The organism is Mycobacterium sp. IDUB_28 (assembly GCF_055419285.1).
In genome coordinates this window covers 21,356-41,921 of the sequence record NZ_JBVAXK010000018.1, presented here as the reverse complement: position 1 = coordinate 41,921, position 20,566 = coordinate 21,356, and the positions used below count along the sequence as shown (strand labels likewise).

General features: G+C 66.3%; 23 protein-coding genes and 2 pseudogenes. 10 read left to right on the top strand and 15 right to left on the bottom strand.

What is annotated here, in order from left to right:
* Positions 1-105 (top strand): annotated as a pseudogene (locus ACZYZ9_RS25000) (WXG100 family type VII secretion target); the annotation flags it as partial.
* Between the two features lie 6 nt (positions 106-111).
* Here the strand turns inward: ACZYZ9_RS25000 and prpD are convergent.
* Positions 112-1,617, bottom strand: coding sequence for a 2-methylcitrate dehydratase PrpD (gene prpD, locus ACZYZ9_RS24995; RefSeq protein WP_463828858.1), 1,506 nt, complete (start codon positions 1,615-1,617; stop codon positions 112-114).
* 297 nt (positions 1,618-1,914) lie between these two features.
* Here prpD and ACZYZ9_RS24990 point away from each other — a divergent pair, with 297 nt between their 5' ends.
* On the top strand, positions 1,915-2,121 hold the full coding sequence (locus ACZYZ9_RS24990; protein ID WP_463828857.1) for a DUF222 domain-containing protein: 207 nt from the start codon (positions 1,915-1,917) through the stop codon (positions 2,119-2,121).
* A gap of 109 nt (positions 2,122-2,230) precedes the next feature.
* On the opposite strand, the gene ACZYZ9_RS24985 is transcribed toward ACZYZ9_RS24990, so the two are convergent.
* The 4 genes and pseudogenes from ACZYZ9_RS24985 to ACZYZ9_RS24970 form a co-directional block, all read right to left on the bottom strand.
* Complete coding sequence (locus ACZYZ9_RS24985) at positions 2,231-2,554, bottom strand: excalibur calcium-binding domain-containing protein (RefSeq protein ID WP_463828856.1); 324 nt, start codon at positions 2,552-2,554, stop codon at positions 2,231-2,233.
* Positions 2,529-2,714, bottom strand: a complete 186-nt coding sequence (locus ACZYZ9_RS24980) for an excalibur calcium-binding domain-containing protein (protein WP_463828865.1) — start codon at positions 2,712-2,714, stop codon at positions 2,529-2,531. Before ACZYZ9_RS24980 ends, ACZYZ9_RS24985 begins: the two co-directional genes overlap by 26 nt.
* Positions 2,715-3,146: 432 nt before the next feature.
* Positions 3,147-3,224, bottom strand: a pseudogene (locus tag ACZYZ9_RS24975) (hypothetical protein); the annotation flags it as partial.
* 126 nt (positions 3,225-3,350) lie between these two features.
* Positions 3,351-3,863 carry a DoxX family protein gene (locus tag ACZYZ9_RS24970; RefSeq protein ID WP_463828855.1) on the bottom strand — a complete coding sequence of 171 codons (513 nt, stop codon included), beginning with the start codon at positions 3,861-3,863 and terminating at the stop codon, positions 3,351-3,353.
* Positions 3,864-3,985: 122 nt separating this feature from the next.
* Here ACZYZ9_RS24970 and ACZYZ9_RS24965 point away from each other — a divergent pair, with 122 nt between their 5' ends.
* Positions 3,986-5,458 carry a pyruvate, phosphate dikinase gene (locus ACZYZ9_RS24965; RefSeq protein ID WP_463828854.1) on the top strand — a complete coding sequence of 491 codons (1,473 nt, stop codon included), beginning with the start codon at positions 3,986-3,988 and terminating at the stop codon, positions 5,456-5,458.
* Positions 5,455-6,060 carry a MarR family transcriptional regulator gene (locus ACZYZ9_RS24960; protein WP_463828853.1) on the top strand — a complete coding sequence of 202 codons (606 nt, stop codon included), beginning with the start codon at positions 5,455-5,457 and terminating at the stop codon, positions 6,058-6,060. The genes ACZYZ9_RS24965 and ACZYZ9_RS24960 overlap by 4 nt, the downstream gene beginning before the upstream one ends.
* Positions 6,061-6,063: 3 nt before the next feature.
* Here ACZYZ9_RS24960 and ACZYZ9_RS24955 read toward each other — a convergent pair whose 3' ends face one another.
* The 3 genes from ACZYZ9_RS24955 to ACZYZ9_RS24945 form a co-directional block, all read right to left on the bottom strand.
* On the bottom strand, positions 6,064-7,290 hold the full coding sequence (locus tag ACZYZ9_RS24955; protein ID WP_463828864.1) for a WS/DGAT domain-containing protein: 1,227 nt from the start codon (positions 7,288-7,290) through the stop codon (positions 6,064-6,066).
* An 8-nt stretch (positions 7,291-7,298) separates the two neighbouring features.
* Positions 7,299-8,201, bottom strand: a complete 903-nt coding sequence (locus ACZYZ9_RS24950) for an alpha/beta fold hydrolase (protein ID WP_463828852.1) — start codon at positions 8,199-8,201, stop codon at positions 7,299-7,301.
* A 64-nt stretch (positions 8,202-8,265) separates the two neighbouring features.
* Positions 8,266-8,739: a VOC family protein gene (locus ACZYZ9_RS24945; RefSeq protein WP_463828851.1), complete on the bottom strand. Its 474-nt coding sequence runs from the start codon at positions 8,737-8,739 to the stop codon at positions 8,266-8,268.
* A gap of 128 nt (positions 8,740-8,867) precedes the next feature.
* Between ACZYZ9_RS24945 and ACZYZ9_RS24940 the strand changes: the two genes are divergently transcribed.
* Positions 8,868-9,938 (top strand): NAD(P)H-dependent amine dehydrogenase family protein, encoded by a 1,071-nt coding sequence (locus ACZYZ9_RS24940; RefSeq protein WP_463828863.1) that lies wholly within the window; start codon positions 8,868-8,870, stop codon positions 9,936-9,938.
* Positions 9,939-10,572: 634 nt separating this feature from the next.
* On the top strand, positions 10,573-11,424 hold the full coding sequence (locus ACZYZ9_RS24935; RefSeq protein WP_463828862.1) for an alpha/beta fold hydrolase: 852 nt from the start codon (positions 10,573-10,575) through the stop codon (positions 11,422-11,424).
* Here ACZYZ9_RS24935 and gnd read toward each other — a convergent pair.
* Complete coding sequence (gene gnd / locus ACZYZ9_RS24930) at positions 11,421-12,443, bottom strand: phosphogluconate dehydrogenase (NAD(+)-dependent, decarboxylating) (protein ID WP_463828861.1); 1,023 nt, start codon at positions 12,441-12,443, stop codon at positions 11,421-11,423. The two genes, ACZYZ9_RS24935 and gnd, sit on opposite strands and share 4 nt — an antisense overlap.
* Before the next feature lie 153 nt (positions 12,444-12,596).
* Between gnd and ACZYZ9_RS24925 the strand changes: the two genes are divergently transcribed.
* A complete protein-coding gene (locus ACZYZ9_RS24925) occupies positions 12,597-13,424 on the top strand; it encodes an adenylate/guanylate cyclase domain-containing protein (RefSeq protein WP_463828850.1) in 828 nt (275 codons plus the stop codon).
* Here the strand turns inward: ACZYZ9_RS24925 and ACZYZ9_RS24920 are convergent.
* Positions 13,382-13,585: a hypothetical protein gene (locus tag ACZYZ9_RS24920; protein ID WP_463828849.1), complete on the bottom strand. Its 204-nt coding sequence runs from the start codon at positions 13,583-13,585 to the stop codon at positions 13,382-13,384. The genes ACZYZ9_RS24925 and ACZYZ9_RS24920 overlap by 43 nt on opposite strands.
* Before the next feature lie 42 nt (positions 13,586-13,627).
* On the opposite strand from ACZYZ9_RS24920, the gene ACZYZ9_RS24915 reads away from it, so the two are divergent.
* On the top strand, positions 13,628-14,317 hold the full coding sequence (locus ACZYZ9_RS24915; protein WP_463828848.1) for a guanylate cyclase: 690 nt from the start codon (positions 13,628-13,630) through the stop codon (positions 14,315-14,317).
* A gap of 202 nt (positions 14,318-14,519) precedes the next feature.
* Here ACZYZ9_RS24915 and ACZYZ9_RS24910 read toward each other — a convergent pair whose 3' ends face one another.
* Both ACZYZ9_RS24910 and ACZYZ9_RS24905 read right to left on the bottom strand, forming a co-directional pair.
* Positions 14,520-14,933 carry a hypothetical protein gene (locus ACZYZ9_RS24910; protein WP_463828847.1) on the bottom strand — a complete coding sequence of 138 codons (414 nt, stop codon included), beginning with the start codon at positions 14,931-14,933 and terminating at the stop codon, positions 14,520-14,522.
* Between the two features lie 497 nt (positions 14,934-15,430).
* Positions 15,431-15,721, bottom strand: a complete 291-nt coding sequence (locus ACZYZ9_RS24905; RefSeq protein WP_463828846.1) for a hypothetical protein — start codon at positions 15,719-15,721, stop codon at positions 15,431-15,433.
* A 269-nt stretch (positions 15,722-15,990) separates the two neighbouring features.
* Here ACZYZ9_RS24905 and ACZYZ9_RS24900 point away from each other — a divergent pair, with 269 nt between their 5' ends.
* Positions 15,991-16,386 carry a DUF732 domain-containing protein gene (locus ACZYZ9_RS24900; RefSeq protein ID WP_463828845.1) on the top strand — a complete coding sequence of 132 codons (396 nt, stop codon included), beginning with the start codon at positions 15,991-15,993 and terminating at the stop codon, positions 16,384-16,386.
* A gap of 283 nt (positions 16,387-16,669) precedes the next feature.
* Here ACZYZ9_RS24900 and ACZYZ9_RS24895 read toward each other — a convergent pair whose 3' ends face one another.
* On the bottom strand, positions 16,670-17,125 hold the full coding sequence (locus tag ACZYZ9_RS24895) for a DUF2834 domain-containing protein (protein ID WP_463828844.1): 456 nt from the start codon (positions 17,123-17,125) through the stop codon (positions 16,670-16,672).
* A gap of 55 nt (positions 17,126-17,180) precedes the next feature.
* The gene (ychF, locus tag ACZYZ9_RS24890) at positions 17,181-18,251 is read right to left on the bottom strand and encodes a redox-regulated ATPase YchF (protein WP_463828843.1); all 1,071 of its coding nucleotides are present in this window, start codon (positions 18,249-18,251) and stop codon (positions 17,181-17,183) included.
* Between the two features lie 84 nt (positions 18,252-18,335).
* Here ychF and ACZYZ9_RS24885 point away from each other — a divergent pair, with 84 nt between their 5' ends.
* The gene (locus ACZYZ9_RS24885; RefSeq protein ID WP_463828842.1) at positions 18,336-19,559 is read left to right on the top strand and encodes a DUF6542 domain-containing protein; all 1,224 of its coding nucleotides are present in this window, start codon (positions 18,336-18,338) and stop codon (positions 19,557-19,559) included.
* Here ACZYZ9_RS24885 and ACZYZ9_RS24880 read toward each other — a convergent pair.
* Positions 19,556-20,563, bottom strand: coding sequence for a 4-hydroxy-3-methylbut-2-enyl diphosphate reductase (locus ACZYZ9_RS24880; RefSeq protein WP_463828841.1), 1,008 nt, complete (start codon positions 20,561-20,563; stop codon positions 19,556-19,558). The two genes, ACZYZ9_RS24885 and ACZYZ9_RS24880, sit on opposite strands and share 4 nt — an antisense overlap.
* Positions 20,564-20,566: the final 3 nt, after the last annotated feature.

The following is a 20,566-nucleotide window of genomic DNA, read 5'->3' as shown; positions in this document are numbered from 1 at the left end:
ACCGATCTGGTGCGGGCCTATCAGTCGATGGCCAGCACCCATGAGGCCAACACCATGGCCATGCTGGCCCGCGACGGCGCCGAAGCCGCTAAGTGGGGCGGGTAGTCCGGCTCACCCGAAAACTCCGGCCGGAATCGTCGGTCCCTGCTCCAACACTGACGGCTTGAGGACGACGTTGAGCGCACCCAGTGCGCCTGCCGGCAAGTCCGGTAACGCTTGAACCGCAGTCAGGAAGCGTCGTTGCGCGGTCTCGTCGACCACACCCTCGGCCAGCCCGGTGAACTTCGCGGCATACTCCTTGCGCCCAAAAGGCCTGGCGCCCAACGGATGTGCATCGGCGACGGCCAGCTCGTCGACAATAACCTCGCCGCTGCGCAGGGTGATTTCCGCACGGGCCCCGAACGCCCGGTCCGCCGGTTCGCTGGAGTGGTAGCGCCTGGTCCACTCGGGGTCCTCCCGGGTCGAAATCTTGTGCCACAGTTCGACGGTGTCCGGCCGGTGTGCCCGCTCTGGTGCGTAGGAGCGTTCGTGATGCCAGGTGCCGTCCTGTAGTGCGACGGCGAAGATGTACATCACGGAGTGGTCCAGCGTTTCGCGGGACGCGTCCGGATCCATCTTTTGCGGATCGTTGGATCCGGTGCCGATGACGTAGTGGGTGTGGTGGCTAGTGTGCAGCACGATCGTCGCAATGCGGTCCAGGTCGGCGATCCGCGTGCGGAGTCGGCGAGCCAGATCGATCAGGGCCTGACTCTGGTATTCCGCAGAGTGCTCCTTGGTGTAGCTGTCCAAGATGGCGCGCTTGGGTTCGCCCGATTCGGGCAGCGGCACCTGGTAGGTGTGCTCCGGGCCGGAAAGCAGCCACGCGATCACGCCGTCCTCGCCTTCCCAGATCGGCGCCGGCGCCCCCTCGCCCCGCATGGCCCGGTCGACTGCTTCGATCCCGACCTTGCCGGCCCATGCCGGCGCAAATGCCTTCCAACTCGAGATCAGACCCTTGCGGGACTGCCGCGTCGCAGTGGTCAGGTGTAGCGCCTGCCCGATCGCCTGGTAGATCGTCGCCATGTCGAGTCGCAGCATGGTGCCTAATCCGGCAGCCACCGAAGGACCGAGATGTGCGACGTGGTCGATCTTGTGCTCGTGCAGGCAGATCCCTTTGGACAAGTCGATTTGAATCTCGTACGCGGTGGCCAGTCCGCGGATCAGGTCCGCCCCGGACAATTCGAGGTGCTGAGCCACCGCCAACAACGGGGGGATGTTGTCGCCCGGGTGTGCGTACTCGGCAGCCAAAAACGTGTCGTGGTAATCCAATTCGCGTACTGCCGCACCGTTGGCCCAGGCGGCCCACTCCGGAGAGTAGTCGCCCTCGACGCCGAACACCTTCGCGCCGGTAACGACCGGGTGGGCCAGCGCTTGCGCGCGTGCGACTGCGACCGGACGTCGCAAGGCTGCGGCCGCCGACACCGCGGCATTGTCGATGATCCGGTTGATCACCATGGCCTCGGTGTCAGCTGGGACGGCTACCGGGTCGGTCGCCACCTCGGCGATCTTCCAAGCCAGGTGCTCAGAGCGGGGAAAGTCGTCAGCGCTGCGGCGGGCCCGCACCTCATGGATACGCATAACCGGCACAGTACGCAACAGCGCCGACTTCGCTTCGCTGTGCGCGAATAGGGCTGTGCTGCATGGCATCCGGCCGGGTTTGTCGGTGGCTGTCCCTAGAGTTCGGGGTATGTCGGGCGGCACGAGCGCAGAGATCGTCCCCCCGACGTCATTGCCACCGGGTATCGCCCCGACCAGCTCACCGAATACGCCCGCGTCTACAGAGACTGCCTCAAACCCGACGGCAACTTCCTGCCCGGGGAGCCCGATCGGGCCCGCACACGCGGCCTCACCCTGGGCCGTTAACAGCCCGACGGGATGTCGACGATCAGCGGCCTGATCACCCCGAAATTCCGGGCCACCCTGGAAGCGGCGTTGGCCAAACTGGCCGCCCCCGGCATGTGCAACCCCGACGACCAGGCCCCGATCATCGAAGGCCGCACCGGCGAAGAAGCCGTCGCCCGCGACAAATTCGCGCGATTTCATGCTGCAATGTACGAAAGTCATCTTCGCCAAACCCAGTGATGATTGGGAGTTCCCAGAACGGTGGATCATCGTCACCGTGGTCGTCGAGAATTTCACGAATAGCGCGTTAAACATGAGCAGCGCTTGGCGGTTGAAGTTCGAAGACGGGCTAGTCACCACGCTGGCAGGCCACGCCGTCACCATCCCGGTCCAGCGCCGGGTGATAGTCGATGTCTCCCCGTGGAATGTTGGTCCTGCCATCAGCCCAAGCCTCAGCACAATTCGCGTAATGGTGGGGCAGGTCGCTGGACGCAGGACTGACGGTCAGGCTGCTGGTGCTGCGAGGTGGCCCAGCCGGTCGCTGGGCCTCGTCGAGCTTGTACCCGGCAAACACCATCACCACCGCCACGATCACCGCGATGACCGACACGATGGCGCGGATCTGCGCCTGAGTCAGGCGCGGGGGCTTATCGCCGTTCGCAGGCGATGCCATCGTTGTCTCGGTCCAGCTTCTGGCTATAGGCCGGGTCGCCCCGGGGAATGTTGTATCTGCCGTCGGCAGCCGCCTGAGCGCAGGTCGCGTAGGGCGGGTCTGCCTGCGCAGCGGGTGCGACAGAGACTCCGATACCCAGGACGGCGGCGACAGCGGCCATGGACAGGATTACAGCGCGGATCGACATTGATCCACTCCCTTCTTCGTGGTTGAACGAAGGGAGCGTAAGAGAGCAGCAGGTGTCGCCGGGTCGGATTCGGCAAACTCTTCGTTGCGGGGTTTACCATCCCCACATGGCCGACCCAGTAGCCAAGCCGAAGTTCGGCAACCGCCCGTACGAAGCCTACTTCTCGGCCCGCAGCTCCTCGGCTTCCGCCTCGTCGATCTCGGCATCAGCAAATCCACGGCATCCTCGCGAGCCAGGCGGCGACCGCAGGGCGTAGACCATCGGCTCGACGAACTCGGCGCGGATCGACACGCTCCGGCAGGTCTTGCAGCGGTACATAGGGCGCTTGGTCTGGTAGTCGCCCAGGCCGACCAGGTAGCCACCACAGTTCTCACGGCCACACCAGAGCATTCGGGTCGACGGGTGGGCCAGGGCCATGAATGCTTCCAACTCGAAAGGACGACGATGCAACCTGTCGAGATCCCACGCCACCACGGCCTGTATCCGGGCCATACAGACCGCCATACAGTCCTCGCGCTGTCGGGCGAGGCCGAGCTCTTCGCCGGTGACGTCGGAGCTGCACCACCCCGAATGAAGACCTGAAACCGACCAGGCCGACGATCCGTAGCGCTATTGCGGCTGCGGCGCCGGTGGCCGATAGAAAATCAGCAGCTGCCCGATGGCGCCGGCCAGACCGAGCCCCAGCGAGATCGCCAGGCCGCTCCATCCGGTCATCCACAGCTTCTCGCCGAACAGCAGGTAGTCCAGGCTGAGCTTGCCCGAGCCGACGGTGGCCACTGCGACGGCACTCAGCGCCAGCACCAGGTTGTACTCCCAGCCCTCTTTGACGATGAAGAAGCCGTTGTGGCGGTGCACCGTCCACGCCGCGACGATCATCAGCGACACGAAACCCGCCGCCGGGATCGGCGTCAGCAAACCGGCTGCCAGGCCCAGTCCGGCGGCGGTCTCGGTGCTGGCGGCCACGGTGGCATGAAACTTCCCGGGCTTCATTCCGATGCTCTCGAACCAGCGCGCGGTCCCCGGTATCCGGCCGCCGCCGAAGAATTTGTTGAGGCCATGCGCGGCCAATGTCAGACCCAGTACCAACCGCAGAATCAATAACCCGACATCGATGGCAGTCATACAGTTCAAACTAGATCATCGCTTGTGACGGACGCGGCCAACCACCGGTGTGGGACCATTGCGGGCGTTCCGGCGTTTGCCCGCAGCACCGATCGGGCAGCTCAAAGACTAGGGGGTGCACCATGGCTCGGGTCGCACCACGCCATGATTCCCCCGTCGGCACCCTGCACGACAGCGTCGTATTGCTCGACGGCCGGGCTGATCGGCCCCGGGAGATCCTGGGCAACAAGGGCCACGGCATCGACACCATGCGCAGGCACCATTTGCCGGTGCCGCCCGCTTTCTGCATCAGCACCGAGGTCGGCACCCGGTATCTGGCCGATCCCGCGCCGACGATGGATGCAATCTGGGACGCCGTCCTGGACCGGTTGGGGTGGCTGGAAGAGCAAACCTCGCGCACCTTCGGGAAGGGGCCGCTGCCGCTGCTGGTCAGCGTGCGCTCGGGCGCCACCCAGTCGATGCCCGGCATGATGGACACGATCCTCGACCTCGGGATGAACGACGCTGTCGAGCAGGCGTTGGCCCGGTACCAGGCCGCGGCATTCGCCCGCGACACCCGCCGCCGGTTCACCACCATGTACCGGCGCGTGGTCGGAGACGACCCGCCCGAGGACCCCTACGCACAGTTGCGCGCGGGCATCGAAGCCGTGTTCGCGTCATGGAACTCCCCTCGCGCCACCGCATACCGCGGACACTACGGCCGCGACGCGCGCGGCGGCACGGCCGCCGTGGTGCAGGCGATGGTGTTCGGCAACCTGACCGCCGACTCCGGTGCCGGGGTGTTGTCGTCACGCAATCCGATCACCGGAGCCAATGAACCGTTCGGCGAGTGGTTGCCGGGCGGCCAGGGTGACGACGTGGTGTCGGGACTGGTCGATGTCGAGCCGATCCATGCCCTGCGCGATCAGCAACCGATCATCTTCGACGAGTTGATGTCCGCCGCCCGACGCCTGGAACGCTTCCACTCGGACGTGCAGGAGATCGAATTCACCGTGGAAGACGGGAAACTCTGGCTGCTGCAGACCCGGGCGGCCGAGCGGTCAGCACCTGCCGCGGTGCGCCTGGCTCTGCAGCTCCGGCACGAACAGCTCATCGACGATGCCGAAGTCCTGCGCCGGGTGACTTCCGCGCACATCGAGACGGTGCTGCGACCCGCGCTACAACCGGAAAGCCGGTTATCCGCAGCGCTTTTGGCCAAGGGTCTACCGGCCTGCCCAGGTGTCGCAACCGGCACCGCATACACCGACGTCGACGAGGCGCTGGACGCCGCCGACCGCGGCGAGCAGGTCATCCTGGTGCGCGACCACACCAGACCCGAGGACGTGCTCGGGATGCTGGCCGCGCAGGGCATTGTCACCGAAGTCGGTGGCGCCGCGAGCCATGCCGCCGTCGTCAGCCGCGAACTGGGCCGGGTGGCGGTGGTGGGCTGCGGTCACGGTGTCGCCGCGGCGCTGGCCGGCAAGCAGATCACCGTCGACGGTTACGAAGGCGAAGTACGCCAGGGCATTCTGCCGCTCACCGCATGGTCCGAGGACGACACTCCGGAGTTGCGCGAACTCGCCGAGATTGCGCGACGGGCGGGAGTCGACCGGTGACCGAATTGGCTGTGCTGCAGGCTGTTCGCCTCAAAGGGCGGGTCAGCGTGCCCGACCTGGCCGCGACCCTGGGGATGGACCACGACACCGTCGGCAAGACAGTAGATCGACTGGCCGACGCCGGGCTACTGGTCGAGGGACCCACGGTACGGATCTCCCCGACGGGTCGCGCCCGGCTCGCCGAATTGCTCGCCGCCGAACGCCAGCATGTCGCCTCGGCCACGATCACCGCGGTCTACGACGAATTCCGTTCGGTCAACGGCGAATTCAAATCTCTGGTCACCGACTGGCAGCTCAAGGACGACCGGCCCAACGATCACGCCGATGCGGATTACGACGCCGCAGTGTTGGCCCGCCTCGACGATGTGCACCGGCGCCTGGTGCTGATCATCGGCCCGGTCACCGCGCAACTGCCGCGCCTCAGCGCCTACGTGACCAAGTTGGACGTCGCGCTGAACCGGGTGAAGTCAGGTGAGATCCCTTGGCTGACAAGGCCACTCATCGATTCCTATCACACCGTGTGGTTCGAACTGCACGAGGAACTGATCCTGGCCGCCGGTCTGACCCGGGAGGAAGCTGCCCGATCCGGCGACGCAGGCTAGTGACTACAGCGCCGTGTCCAGCAGCCGCATGTAGGCATCCACATCGGGAACAGCCGATCCCGACGCGTTGATGCTGACCGCAACGGTGTCGCCGATGCCGTGCACTCCGTGGGTCAGGCCCATCAGCGGGGACAGCGACGGGTACCCGGCGGTCAGCACCACCGGGGCGTCCCCGAAGCGCAGATCGGCGGGGCCGCGATGCACGCTGGAGACCACCGTGTTGCCGGCCACGTGCGCGGGCCGGGCGTCGACGTCGAACTTCGATACTCCCCAACGCAATAACGCCGCGGGGACGCTGGCGAATGCACGGTCACCGGCCCGGACGGCGGGGTGCTCGAGGCGACGACGCGCGTTGGCCAGGTCGACGCCGATCCGCTGCAGCCGTTCGGCGTGCGCGAGTTGCGGATACAGCCCCACCACGGCGTTGGCGAAATGGTTGCAGCCCAGGCGGGCACCCGATTTGGCTATCGGCACCTCGGCACCCAATGAATCGATGTCACCGCCCAGCATTTCCGACATCGCGTCCGAGACCGCGGCCAGTACGCCGACGGTGACGGTGGCACCCGGTAGTTGGGAACGGTGGCGTACCAACGTGCGAATGGACCGCGCACCCCGTGGCCGGGCATTGGTGGCCAGCGGCGGCCGGGTGCCCAGGGCCGGCGCCACCAGCCCGGCTTCGGTATCGGCAACCAACTGCCGGTGGGTACGCACCGCGTCGAGCGCCCGCAGCGGCACCAGCCCGGACCGCGGCCTGGGGACCTCTGGCGCCGGGCCCGCCCTGCCGAACAGGAACGCGGCCAGCGCGGCGCCCCGGCGGCCGTCGGCGAACGCGTGCGTGGCCTGCACAACGACAACGGCGCCCGGTCCGGATGCTCCCGGAATGCCCTGCACCGGGGTGAATAGATGGATGCGCCAGGGGATTCCACCCCTGCTCATTTGGTTGTCGGCCAGGCCGGCCACTGCCGCGAGACAACCGTCCCAGCTGTCGTCGGCCAGATCGTGCCGGGCGGTACAGGCGGGCCCGACGTCGGCGGGCACCCACCGTGGATAGCGGACGGCACAGTCGTCCTCGGCGCGAATCGCCAATGCGGGGCTGGCCTGCGCCCGTCGGCGTACCTGCTCCAGAGCATGCTCGACGTCGTCGGGTGCACCGTCGAACGCGTAGAGCAGGAACTCGTCGTTGGGGACTTTCGCCGACATCCAATAGAACTGGGCGTCGACGGCCGCCATCCGCGGCATCAGGGGGAGCCGATGAACGCCAACACCAAGTCGGCCACTTTGTCCGGCTGTTCGAGCTGCAGGAAGTGTCCGGCGCCGGAGACGATGGCCACCTCGCTACCGGTGGGCAGCACCGGCTGCACCCAGCGCGCGAAAGCCGGTGTCATGCAGCCGTCGTCGTTGCCGTGCAGGTACAGGCTCGGCAACATGGGCGCCTGCACCCAGTGCCGGTGCAACTCGGCGTACTGCTGCGGCGGGCGGGTATTGCGGATCGTGGCACGGTACGGTCCCAGCGCCGCCCGCCAACTCTCCGGCGTGCCGATCGCGGCGTCGACGTGGCGCAGGTCCTCGTCGGCGCGGTAGCCAGGCGACCACCGTCGCCACAGCAGCGGCAGCACCCAGGACGCCGACCGTTCCGGCAACCACGGCAACTGGAAGTAGCTGATGTACCAGCTGCGCACCAGCTGGGGTGGTATCTGACGGAGCAGCCGCCCACGCTCGGGCACTTGCCCGAACGGGCGGAAGGCACCGACCGGCGGCACCGACATGATCACCGCCTTGGCGAATGGGGTGTCGGGCAGCGCGGCGAGCCCGGCGGCGGCCATCGCACCCCAGTCGTGACCGATCACCACGTCGCGCTCAGTGCCGCCCGCGGCCGCACGTACCCGCAGCGCGTCGTCCATCAACGCCCCGATGTGGTAGCTGCCGTCGGTCGGGATCGACGACGGTGCGTAACCACGCATGAAGGGGGCCACCACCCGCCAGCCGGACGAGACCAACCGGGGCGCCACCTTGCGCCAGCCGTAGGCGGTATCGGGAAAGCCGTGCAGGCACAACGCAATCGGGGCATCCGCAGGACCCCACATCAGGGCTTTGAGGTCGGCGTTGGGGCTCCTCACGTCGACCCAGCGTGGTTGTGGCAACACGACTCCTGTTCACCGGCTCAGTCCAACGTAACCGGCAGCCAGGGCGAGCAGAAGCCCGAGCTCACACTTGCACGACAGCTTCCTCCAGATCGGCCACCACGATCCTGCTCATCCCGTGCATCGCCCTGGTGGCCGCGGCGGCGCGTGCCGGGTCGGGGTCGCCGACCAATTCCATCAGCCGGTCCGGGACGACCTGCCAGCTCAGGCCGAACCTGTCTTTGCACCAACCGCACTGCGATTCCTGGCCGCCCTCGGTCAGCCGCTGCCAGTAGTAGTCGACCTCGTCCTGGTCTGCGCAGTGGATCGTGAAGGACACCGCCTCGTCGAAGGTGAAGTGCGGTCCGCCGTTGATGCCCAGGAATCGGGTGCCGTCCAGCACAAACGTCCCGAACGCCACGGATCCCGGTTCACCCGGCCCGGCGTCGCTGTACCGCGTGAACCCCTCGACGTACGAGTGGGGGAACACCGACGTGTAGAACTCGGCCGCCTCTTCGAGGTTGTCGTCGAACCACAATGAGGGCGTGATCGCTGGCATGTCGCCTCCCGGTTGTTGGAAATACCTGCACCGAGATAGACCCGGGCCGCGCCTGAAACTCATCGGCGCTTGCCCCGAAAGATTACGAGTGTAATCATCTGACGGGTGGACTTAGCTGGGTGGTTGACGTGCGACGGGTGATCCAGTATTCGACGGGCAATGTCGGCCGTCACGCGCTGCGCATGCTGATCGAACGGCCCGATCTCGAGCTGGTGGGTGTGCACGCGTCCAGCCCGGGCAAAGTGGGCCGTGACGCCGCCGAACTGTGCGGACTCGCCGCGCCGACAGGCATCACAGCGACCGACGACGTCGATGCCTTGGTCGCCTTGAACGCCGACTGCGTCGTCTACACCTCGCAGGCCGAAACCCGGCCGCAGGAGGCGATGTCGGAAATCAGCCGTTTCCTGCGGGCCGGCACCAACGTCGTGGGGTCCTCCTTCGTGTGGCTGGTGGCACCGGGACACGCCGGTCGGTGGTTGCGCGAGCCACTGCAGCGGGCCTGTGCCGACGGCGACACCACGCTCTACATCAACGGCGTCGACCCCGGCTTCTCCGGCGACACCCTCGCCTACACCGCGCTGAGCCTGGCCGAGCGCGCCACCAGCATCACCGTGCAGGAGATCTGCGACTACGCCAGTTACGATGACGCCGAATTCACCGGTGTGAGTTTCGGTTTCGGCACCACACCGGATCACACGCCGATCATGTTCAGCCCCGGTGTACTCACCTCGATGTGGGGTGTGCAGGTGCGCAGCCTGGCGCAGGACCTGGGCGTCGAGCTCGACGAGATACGCGAGCGGTGCGAGAAGTGGGTGACACCGCAGCCCATCGACTGCGTGATGATGCACGTCGAACCGGGACAGGTCGCGGCCGTGCGCTTCGGTGTCGAAGGGGTGCGGGACGGCGCAGTCGTCATCACCATGGAGCACGTCAATCGTCTTGGCGCGCAAGCTGCTCCCGACTGGGCCTATCCGCCGGACGGTCGTCCCGGCGTGCACCGGGTGGTCGTCGAAGGCAGCCCGGGCGTGGAAATCAACACCCACCTGGGTAGTGCCCGCGTCGACCACAACGACGGTGGCGTGATCGCGACGGCGGCAAGGGTTGTCAATCTGATCGAGGCGGTGTGCCGCGCACCCGGCGGGATCCTGGCCGCCCACGACCTGCGGCCGCTGGATCACCTGCGTGGCGTGATGTGGTGACCCCGTGACAGCACCGCGCCGACCGCCGTCCGGTGGCCAGGCGCGTGCCGAACGCAGCCGCCAGGCCGTCATCGACGAAACCGTCCGCTACGTGCTGCAGGAGGGATTCGCCCCGCCCAGCATGCGGCAGATCACCGAGCGTGCCGGATTGACCTGGGGCGCAGTGCAATACCACTTCGGAGACCTGAACGGCATCTTGATGGCGGTGGTGGACAAGGGATTTGCCGACCTGCTGCAGACCCTCGACGACCTGCCCGCGCAGGTGGCACAGATCCGGTCGCAGGACCGACCGGCTTTTGTCGTCGAGGCGGTCTGGCGCGCGTTCTCCAGCCCGACATCGATGGCCGCCCTGGAGATCCTGATCGCTACCCGCGCAGCCCGCACCGCGTCAACCAACGCCCACCTGACCGCGATGACGGCCCGCATGACAGAGATCGGTGAGCACCTCGCCACCGGCATCACCCCGGGGCAGGCAAGCCGGCTGGGCAACCTCATCTGGAGCACCATCCGCGGCCTGGTCGCCCTTCAGCTCACCTGGCCCACACCGCTGGACAGCACCCGCAACCGCGAGATGCTCGTCGAGGTCATTCGCGCCTACCTGGCTTCTGCACCCCAACCGAAGGAGACTCATCACATGCCCAGCCCCCAGACGGTCGAGTTCTCCGGGGTCGACGGGATCACCCTGGTCGCCGACGAATGGAACCGCGGCGTGCCCGATCCGGCAGACCGGCCGACGATCCTGATGCTGCACGGCGGTGGCCAGAACCGGTTCTCCTGGAAGAACACCGGCCAGGTCCTGGCCGACGACGGCTATCACGTCATCGCGATCGATACCCGCGGACACGGAGACAGCGACCGCGCACCCGATGCCGACTATGACGTCGAGACGCTGACCGCCGACGTCATGCACGTCCTGGACGTGATCGGCCGCCCCGTGGTGATCATCGGGGCCAGCATGGGCGGGTTGACCGGCATCCTGGTCGCCGACCGGGCCGGGCCGCAGAAGGTGACCAAACTGGTCCTCGTCGACGTGGTGCCGCGGTTCGAAAAGAACGGCAGCGCCCGGATCCGGGACTTCATGATGACCAACATCGACGGCTTCGAAACTCTCGAACAGGCGGCCGATGCCGTCGCCGCCTACCTGCCCCACCGGACCAGGCCACGCAGCCCGGAAGGTCTGAAGAAGAACCTGCGGCTGCGCGACGGCCGCTGGTACTGGCACTGGGACCCGGCGTTCATGACCAAGCCCGGCGACGACCCGGAACTGCGCACCGAGGGCTTCGAGCAGGCGGCCGCCGACCTGACCATCCCGGTCCTGCTGATTCGGGGCAAGTTGTCCGATGTAGTCAGTCCCGAAGGCGTGCAACACTTTTTGTCTCAGGTGCCCGGCGCGGAATTCGTCGAGTTGTCCGATGCGGGGCACACCGCGGCGGGCGACGACAACGACGCCTTCAGCGAGGCGGTGGTGCGGTTCGTCGAGGGTTAGTTCGCCGGCTTCTCCGCGTGCCCGCCGAACTGTTTGCGCATCGCCGACAGCGCCTTGTTGGCGAAGTCGTCGAGGTCGCGTGAGGCGAACCGGGACTGCAACGCGGTGGTGAGCACCGGCGCTGGAACGCCTTCGTCGATTGCCGCGATCGAGGTCCACCGGCCCTCACCCGAGTCGGAGACCCGACCGGAAAAGCCGTCCAGATCGGGCGATTCATGCAAGGCGATCGCGGTCAGGTCCAGCAGCCAGGAACCGATCACGCTGCCGCGGCGCCATACCTCGGCGACATCGGGGATGTCGAAGTTGTACTGGTAATACTCGGGGTTGGACAACGGCGCGGTTTCAGCGTCGCCCTCTTCGATGCGGGTGCCGATGTCGGCGTTGCGCAGGATGTTCAGGCCTTCGGCGAGCGAAGCCATCATGCCGTACTCGATGCCGTTGTGCACCATCTTCACGAAGTGGCCGGCTCCGGCCGGGCCGCAGTGCAGGTAACCGTTCTCGGGTTGGGCGACCCTGCCTTCGCGGCCCGGGGTCCGCTCGGCTGCGTTCACCCCGGGCGCGATGGTGGCAAAAATCGGTTCGGCATGGTCGAAGGCGTCCTGGTCGCCGCCGATCATCAGACAGTAACCTCGCTCGCGGCCCCACACGCCGCCGCTGGTGCCGCAGTCGAGTAACCGAATACCGTTGTCGGCCAACGTCTTCGCATGCTTCATGTCGTCGCGGTAGTACGAGTTGCCGCCGTCGATCACGATGTCGCCGGCCTCGAGGATACCGGCCAGTTCGTCGATCACCCCCGTGGTGATGGTTCCGGCGGGCACCATCACCCACACCAGCCGCGGGGCGGCCAGTTTATCCCGCAACTCGCGCAGCGAGGAGACACCGGTGACGTTCTCCTCGCCGGCCATGGCCTTGACCGCATCGGAGCTGTGGTCGTACACCACGCACTGGTGTCCGCCCGTCACGACGCGACGGACGATGTTGGCGCCCATCCGGCCGAGGCCGACCATGCCCAGCTGCATCTCGTCTCCTTCGCGCCGGGTCACCGGCAGTTCCACGAATCACCAACAGATCTGAGGTGCCGACTACACCGTCAGCATGTATTTCCCGGGGCCGCCCTCGTCAACCCTAGACATCATCGGCCCGGCGAGATAGCCGTACAGCGGCCTGTCAGGATGTTCGGCATGGGCGATGCGCTGCGGATCGCGGTCTACATCCTGGGCGGCATCGCCGTAGCCGAAGCCGTCGGATTGGTAGTGCTGTGGCGACTGCTGCACCGTAGCCGCGCCGAGTTGGCCGAACTACAGCACCGCGCCGACGTGCGCACCCGGTTGTGGTCCGGCGGCCGCGAAGCGGTCAAAACGGTGTGGAACACCGCCAACTTGGTGCGCAAAGAAGGTTTCGGAGCGGCGGTGCGCGGCTCTATCGAAGACTTGGCCGACTGGGCCGAGGTCGAACGGCCCGACCTGGCCAAGGTCACCAAGGATGGGCGTGTGGTGATCTTGTTCTCCGACATCGAGGAATCCACCGCGCTCAACGAGCGCATCGGCGACCGCGCCTGGGTCAAGCTGATCGGCGCGCACGACAAGCTGGTGCAGGAGCGGGTGCGAAAGCGCGAAGGTCACGTGGTCAAGAGCCAGGGCGACGGATACATGGTCGCGTTCGCCCGAGCCGATCAGGCGGTCCGGTGTGGAATCGACGTGCAGAACGCGATCTTCAGAGACGGACAACGCAAGCGCCACCAGGAGATTCGGGTCCGGATCGGCATCCACATGGGACGCTCGGTACGCCGCGGCGAGGATTTGTTCGGTCGCAACGTCGCGATGGCCGCCCGGGTTGCCGCGCAGGCCGAAGGCGGCGAGATCCTGGTGAGCGAACCGGTGCGCGACGCCGTTCGGGAGTGCGACGACATCACTTTCGACGACGGTCGGGAGGTGGAGCTGAAAGGCTTCTCCGGCAGTTACCGGTTGTTCGCGGTGGGGGTCGGATCCGATTCGGACTGATCGCGGTCCGCAGCGGACTCGGCCAGCCGCTGATGCAGACGGGCCCGGACCTCGTCCGGCGTGTACGCGCGGCGTTTGCGTTGATCGCGCACCACCACAGCGCCACCGGCAACGACGCCCGCGGCACCGGCCAACCCGATCCACTTCCAGATGTTGCGCATCAGCACAGGCTATAACGGCCTGATCCTGCCTAAAGTGCTCTGGTGGACTCGAGCACCCTCACCCTGGAGCAAGCGCTGACCGAAACCCGCACCGGTGACCTGTGGTTGTTCCGGGGCGGCTCAGGACCGGACCGCGCCATCCAGACCTTGACCAATGCCCCGGTGAATCACGTCGGCATGACCGTGGCCATCGACGATCTGCCACCGCTGATCTGGCACGCCGAACTGGGCGACAAGTTGGTGGACGTGTGGACCGGCACCAACCATCGTGGTGTCCAACTCAACGACGCGCGCGAGGTGTTCCAGCGGTGGACGCAGAACTACCACCAGCGCTGCTGGTTACGTCAACTGACGCCGTATGCCAGCCGCGAGCAGGAGAACGCGCTGCTGCAGGTGATCGCCCGGATGAACGGCACGGCCTTCCCGACGACCGCTCGGCTGACCGGCCGCTGGTTACGCGGGCGGTTACCGACCATCAACGACTGGTTCCGCGGAATCCCGTTGGTGGACAAGAAGGTTCGCGCACACAGCGAGCGGAGAAAAGCGGCGCAGCGCAACATGGGCATGGCCACGGCGTACTGCGCGGAGACGGTCGCTATCACCTACGAGGAGATGGGCCTGCTTCTCACCGACAAGGACACGAACTGGTTCGACCCCGGCAAGTTCTGGAGTGGCGACACGCTGCCGTTGGCGCCCGGCTACCGACTCGGCAAAGAGATCGCGGTCAGTTGAACTGAATTCCCGCATTCGGAATTCGACATTCCGACAATGCGACCAGGAATACGCAAGGAGCTTCGCGGGTATATTCCACAAAGTCTGATAAGCAGGTTGGGGAATTTGACGCAAACCACACCCTGGGCACATTGTGATTCAACCCACAAATGCGCCGCAGGGTGTGGCTGCGGTTATGGTTTGCTGCGACAGGAAACGTTGGTCAGGCGACTGGCGCGTCGGGTTCGCCGACGGGACCCGGGGTAGGCTCGCCGGCCTCAGCAGCGGGTGGAGCCATCTCCGGCGCCGCCGCGTCCACCAGCACAGGCGGACCGTCCGGCACCGGCAATTCCCCTTCAGGCAGGTCGCCTGCGGGCAAGAACATGTGGTGGGTGAAGCCGGCCTGGTAGGCACCGGCGCCACCGATACGCACGCCACCACCTTCTCCGCTGGACACGGCCGTGCCGTCGGGCAGCGTCACCGCAGTGTGCCCGCCATTCCAGCCGATCACCAACGCGTTGGGAGCGGTACCGGGCTGAAAGCCTCGAGCCGCCAATGCGGCCGCTTCGTTTCCGGTATTGAACCTGTTGCCGAATACGGGTTGGTCACTGGCAGCATTTGCGACCCACGAAGCCAATCCTGAACAGTCGGTCCCGGCCGGCGAATCTCCACCCGGAATGTACGGCGTCCCGGACACCTGATTAACGAGTGCTAAAAGCGTGGCTAGTGCAATCATGAATCGGCACGCTACCGACGAGTTCGATAGGTAATCAAAATTTGTGGTGCCGGTCACGCCGTTTCCAATAGCGGATTGACCTGCGCTTACAGCAGCGATGTCACGTATCAATCAATAAAGTGAAACAGATGTGATCAGTGTGATTATTGTAATTGGTCAGCAAATTACGCTACGCAAACGCGTGAACGTTTGACGTGCTAGGACAGCTATCCTCGGTTGAGCGGAGCAATGCTGCAACGTGGACGCCGGGAGATGACTTGGACTCGAAAATCAATGGTCGCGGCCGGTGCAGAGCCGCTCAATGAACACCGAATCGTGTCTCCACTGCGTGGCGTGGGTCATATCGATGTCTACACGAGGGATACGTCACTTTCGCCGTCCCAGCGACCATGCGGCGCCTACTCCGGGATCACCCAGTCCGACCACCGGTTGGCCGGGTTGACCCGATACGCACCGGGGAAGACCCGGGCCATCAGCGCCGGCATGGCCTCGGTTCCGGGCAAGGTTCCCACCCGTTTCCACGTTTCGGGGTCCTGGCAGGACAGCTCGAAGGTGAGTTGTACTGGAATGGACCCCGGCATCGCCTCCGCGCAGGCCTGCGTCGCCGTCACCGTCCGTTCCGCTGCCGCGGTGGGCGCGAGAGTCAGGACTGCGCCCGCGATAACCAGGACTGCCAACGATCTGATCATCTGCGTCTCCCGTCGTCCTTGCCGGTGCTTACACCGGAGTCCAGTGGTTGCTCGGCATCGGGGCCGGGGCCGGGCGATGCCACCCGTCAGGCCGGCAACCGAGCTCGCCGGCGCGGCGCGGGTCAAGAGCCCCTTCGACCGCTGTGCCATCCGCATCTCTCAAGAATTTCCTCGACCGCGTGTGAAGGCAAGTGCTGATGTCAAGCGCAGGCGGCACCAGCCCGTTGCTGGCTAAACTGCGATGGACTCAAGACTCGAGGGGACAGATCATGGTGCCGAAAGCCTTCGCGTTGCTGGTCGTGGCCGTGGGGTTAGCCGCACCGGCCTTCGCCGACACCAAAGACGACGCGTTCCTAGCCAACCTCAACACCTCCGGCATGAGTTTCGGTCCGCCGGACAAAGCGATCGCGGTCGCGAAGACCATCGTCTGCGGGTCCCTGCACGACAATCCCGGCAACACCAATGCGGAGCTGATCGCCAAGGTCATCGATGCGACCAGCTGGCCGTCGTTGAACGCCGCCTACTTCACCGGCGCCGCCATCCAGGCGTACTGCCCCCAGTACGGCGGTGCCCTGACTCCGCCGAGTGTTCCCAGCAAGGTTCCCACCTCGCCCCCCAGCACCGCCCCGGCGGGACCGACGACACCGAGCGTCCAGTCAGCGTGACGGCGGGTCGGCGCGTGCCCTCCTCGCGGCGCCGGTGAGTTCGACGCGATAGGTCACCGCGGCAGCCGCCCGACGGCGCGCACCTCCTCTGGCACCTCATCGAGGGTGCAGGTCTCTCTCAGGCCACTTGAGGAAGTCCGCGCTGGCAGCCCTCAGCGCACGCCACCGAGGAACTCGACGAGCAAGTTCTCTACCGCGGCGCCTCACATCACCTGCCTACTACGCGGTCCTGCTCGATTGCAGATGGATTTCCAAACCGAAACTCGATCGCCACCGCTCCCGGTCACGCCAGCCCAACCCACCCAATCTGGCCTGCGACCAGGACGGCGACCACCACCAACAGGACCACGTCGACCGGGCGGATGCGCACGTTGTCGGCCGGGCTCATCCTCATCTCGCGGGCAATCAGGAATAGCGGGAACGTAACGCTGATCGCGGTAGCGAACCCGCCGAAGACATAGAGCCACACGAACTTCACGCCGTGCTTTCGAGCCTCGACCACCATCAGGACCACAGCGGCAAGCGCCAACACGACAAGATCACCGGTGTACGACCGGCTTGCCGGAGTGACTTTCAGGTCGTTCATGAAGTCGTGCATGAACCCCCCGAAGGTGTAACTGAGATTGGGCACCCAGGTCGCAAAGAGTCCGACGAAGGCGATGCATCCGTAGACCGCGCACCGCACAGTCCGGGAAGTGAAGCCGCGGGACGGGGCCTCGGCGGGGTCAGTTGAAGTCATTCACCAACGCTAAAAGGCCACGACCTGTTTTCACAGCAGAATCCCGGCCCGACGGCTATCCGTGTCGGAACTCCACCACGTCCCCATCGGCCATCACGTAGTCCTTGCCCTCCATCCGGACCTTGCCGGCGGCTTTGGCCGCTGCCATCGAACCGGCGGCGACGAGGTCGTCGAACGACACGACCTCGGCCTTGATGAATTTCTTCTCGAAGTCGGTGTGGATCACGCCGGCCGCCTTCGGCGCGGTGTCACCCTGGTGGATCACCCACGCGCGCGCTTCCTTGGGCCCGGCGGTCAGATAGGTCTGCAGGTTCAATGTGTGAAATCCGGCCCGCGCCAACGCATCCAGGCCCCGCTCGGTCTGCCCGATCGACTCCAGCAGCTCGGCGGCGGATTCGTCGTCGAGTTCGATGAGTTCGGATTCGATTGCAGCGTCGAGGAATACGGCATCGGCCGGCGCGACGAGCGCACGCAACGCGGCGATCCGCTCGGGGTCGGTCAGCACCGCCTCATCGGCGTTGAACACGTACAGGAACGGCTTGGTGGTCAGCAGGTTCAACTCCCGCAGCAGCGTGGCATCCATCCCGGCACCGAACAGCGTCTTGCCGCCGTCGAGGATCTGCTGGGCGGCCACCGCTGCGTCGTACAGCGGCTTGCGCTCTTTGTTGGTGCGGGCTTCCTTCTCCAGCCTGGGCAGCGCACGCTCGAGTGTCTGCATGTCGGCCAGGATCAACTCGGTCTCGACGATCTCGATGTCGGATCCCGGGTCGACCTTGCCTGAGACATGCGTCACATCGTCGTCGGCGAACACCCGCACCACCTGGCAAATGGCATCGCACTCGCGGATGTGGGCCAGGAACTTGTTGCCCAGGCCGGCTCCCTCCGACGCCCCCTGGACCAGACCGGCGATGTCGACGAAGGTCACCGGCGCCGGCACGGTCCGCTCGGATTTGAACAGTTCGGCCAGTTTGTCCAGCCGCGGATCGGGCAGCGACACCACACCCTCGTTCGGTTCGATCGTCGCGAACGGGTAGTTGGCCGCCACCACGTTGTTGCGCGTCAACGCGTTGAAAAGGGTCGACTTGCCGACGTTGGGCAAACCCACGATTCCGAGGCTCAGGCTCACGGGAAGGCAAGTCTACGGGGGACGCTATCGGCGAGTGCCTGGCGATATACGGGCTCTCGCCCGAATTGCCGGTACGGTCAACGTGTGTCAGCGCAGCGGGACAGGTCGACGGTGCAGCCCAGCCACCGCTCGATCGTCCCTACCATCCCGGGTGTGCCCTGGTGGGCGGCGGTCCTCATCGCGGTCGGAACCACCGCGGTGGGGTATCTGATCGACTCCGGACATAAGGAGCTGACCCATGTCTTCGCCGGGTGTTACATCGCCGGATGTGTGGCGGCGGTCCTGGCGGTACGGCAGGCCGCGGTGTTCACCGCGGTCATCCAGCCGCCGCTCATCCTGTTCTGCAGCGTGCCCGGGGCCTATTGGCTGTTCCATGGCGGCAAGGTCGACAAGTTCAAAGACCTGCTGATCAATTGCGGATATCCGCTCATCGAGCGTTTCCCACTGATGTTGGGCACCGCGGGCGGGGTGTTGCTGATCGGCATGATCCGCTGGTACTTCGGCAAGAACGCCGCAGCTGTTCCCGATGCCGCCAATGACGATGAGACCGCGCCCGAGCGGCCCTCGCTGTTCAGCGGCATCGCCGCCAGAGTGAGCTCGCTGTTGGCCGGTCTCTCGGGTGACGACGTCGATGCAACTGAGGCCCCCCAGCCGGCCCATGCGAGGTCTCGGACCGCGAAGACCAGCCGGACCGCGCGAACCAGCCGTTCGGCGCAGCGCCCGGCCCGGACCCGCTCCCGGCATGCTCGGCCGGACGATCCGTACGAGACCGACGAGGAGCGCCCCCGCCGCAGCGCCCGTCGCAGTTCGGTGGCCGACAAACCCGACTTCGACCCCGCCGACCCGCCCCGCCGCCCCCGTCGTCGCCGACCGGACGAGGGTGACACCGATCGGGGCGCCCCGCCGCCGCGGGACGTGCGTCGAGAACCGCGCCCGCGTCGCGGCTCCTACGAACGGTCCTACGAACGGCCAGAGCCCCGTAGCAGCCGCTTCGATCCGTACGACAGTTACGATCGTCCCGAGTCACCTGCCCGTGGTGAACGCCGTAGCCGACACGAGCGGCGCAGCGGTGGCTACGAACCATATCCGCCGTACGAACCGTCCTACGAGCCCCGCAGCCGTCGCGCCGCACCCGCGGGATCGAACGGGTCCAACCCGACCCATCATCCGATCTCCCAGGTGCGGTACCGCGGTCAAGCCGGTCAAGCCGCGCGAGGTGAATCCCAGGACGAGCCGCGTCCGGAACGTCGCAATGGCTCCCGGGCACCGCGCAGGCGAACCCCTGATCCCTGGGACTACGAGGCTTAAGGCTTGGACCGCGCCGGGCGGATCTCCCGGGGCAACGCGAACACCAGCGTCTCGTTGGCCGTGGTCACCGGTTGCACCATGTCGTAGCCATGCTCGGCGAGCCGCTCGAGCACACCCCGCACCAGCACCTCGGGGACCGATGCACCGGAGGTCACCCCGACGGTGTGGACACCGTCCAGCCACGCCGGGTCGATGTCGTCGGCCCAGTCCACCAGGTACGCGGCCCGGGAGCCGGCGCCCAGCGCCACTTCGACCAGCCGTACCGAGTTCGACGAGTTGCGGGAGCCGACGACGATCACCAGCTCGCATTCCGGCGCCATCGCCTTGACCGCGACCTGACGGTTCTGGGTGGCATAGCAGATGTCGTCGCTGGGCGGATCCTGCAGTTTCGGGAAACGCTCGCGCAACCGCTCGACGATCTCCATGGTCTCGTCGACCGAGAGCGTGGTCTGCGACAGCCAGATCACCTTGTCCTCGTCCCGGACGGTGACGTGGTCGACGGCTTCGACACCGTCAACCAGCTGCACGTGATCAGGGGCTTCGCCGGCGGTGCCGATGACTTCCTCATGGCCCTCGTGGCCGATCAGCAGGATGTCGTAGTCGGCGCGGGCGAACCGTCTGGCCTCGTTGTGCACCTTGGTGACCAGCGGGCAGGTCGCGTCGATGGTCTGCAGGTTGCGCGCGGCGGCGGCCGCATGCACCGTCGGGGCGACGCCGTGCGCGGAGAACACGACGATCGCCCCCTCGGGCACCTGGTCGGTTTCCTGCACAAACACCGCACCGGCGCTGGCCAGCGTGTCCACCACGTGCCGGTTGTGCACGATCTCGTGCCGCACGTAGACCGGGGCGCCGTGCTTCTCCAGCGCACGCTCGACGGTCTCCACGGCGCGATCCACCCCGGCGCAGTAACCACGCGGCTCGGCCAGCAGCACCCGCTTACGGGTCGGGGAGTCGACCACCGAGCTCGAAGCACCGGGAATCCCCATGTCAACAGTGGGCACCATGTC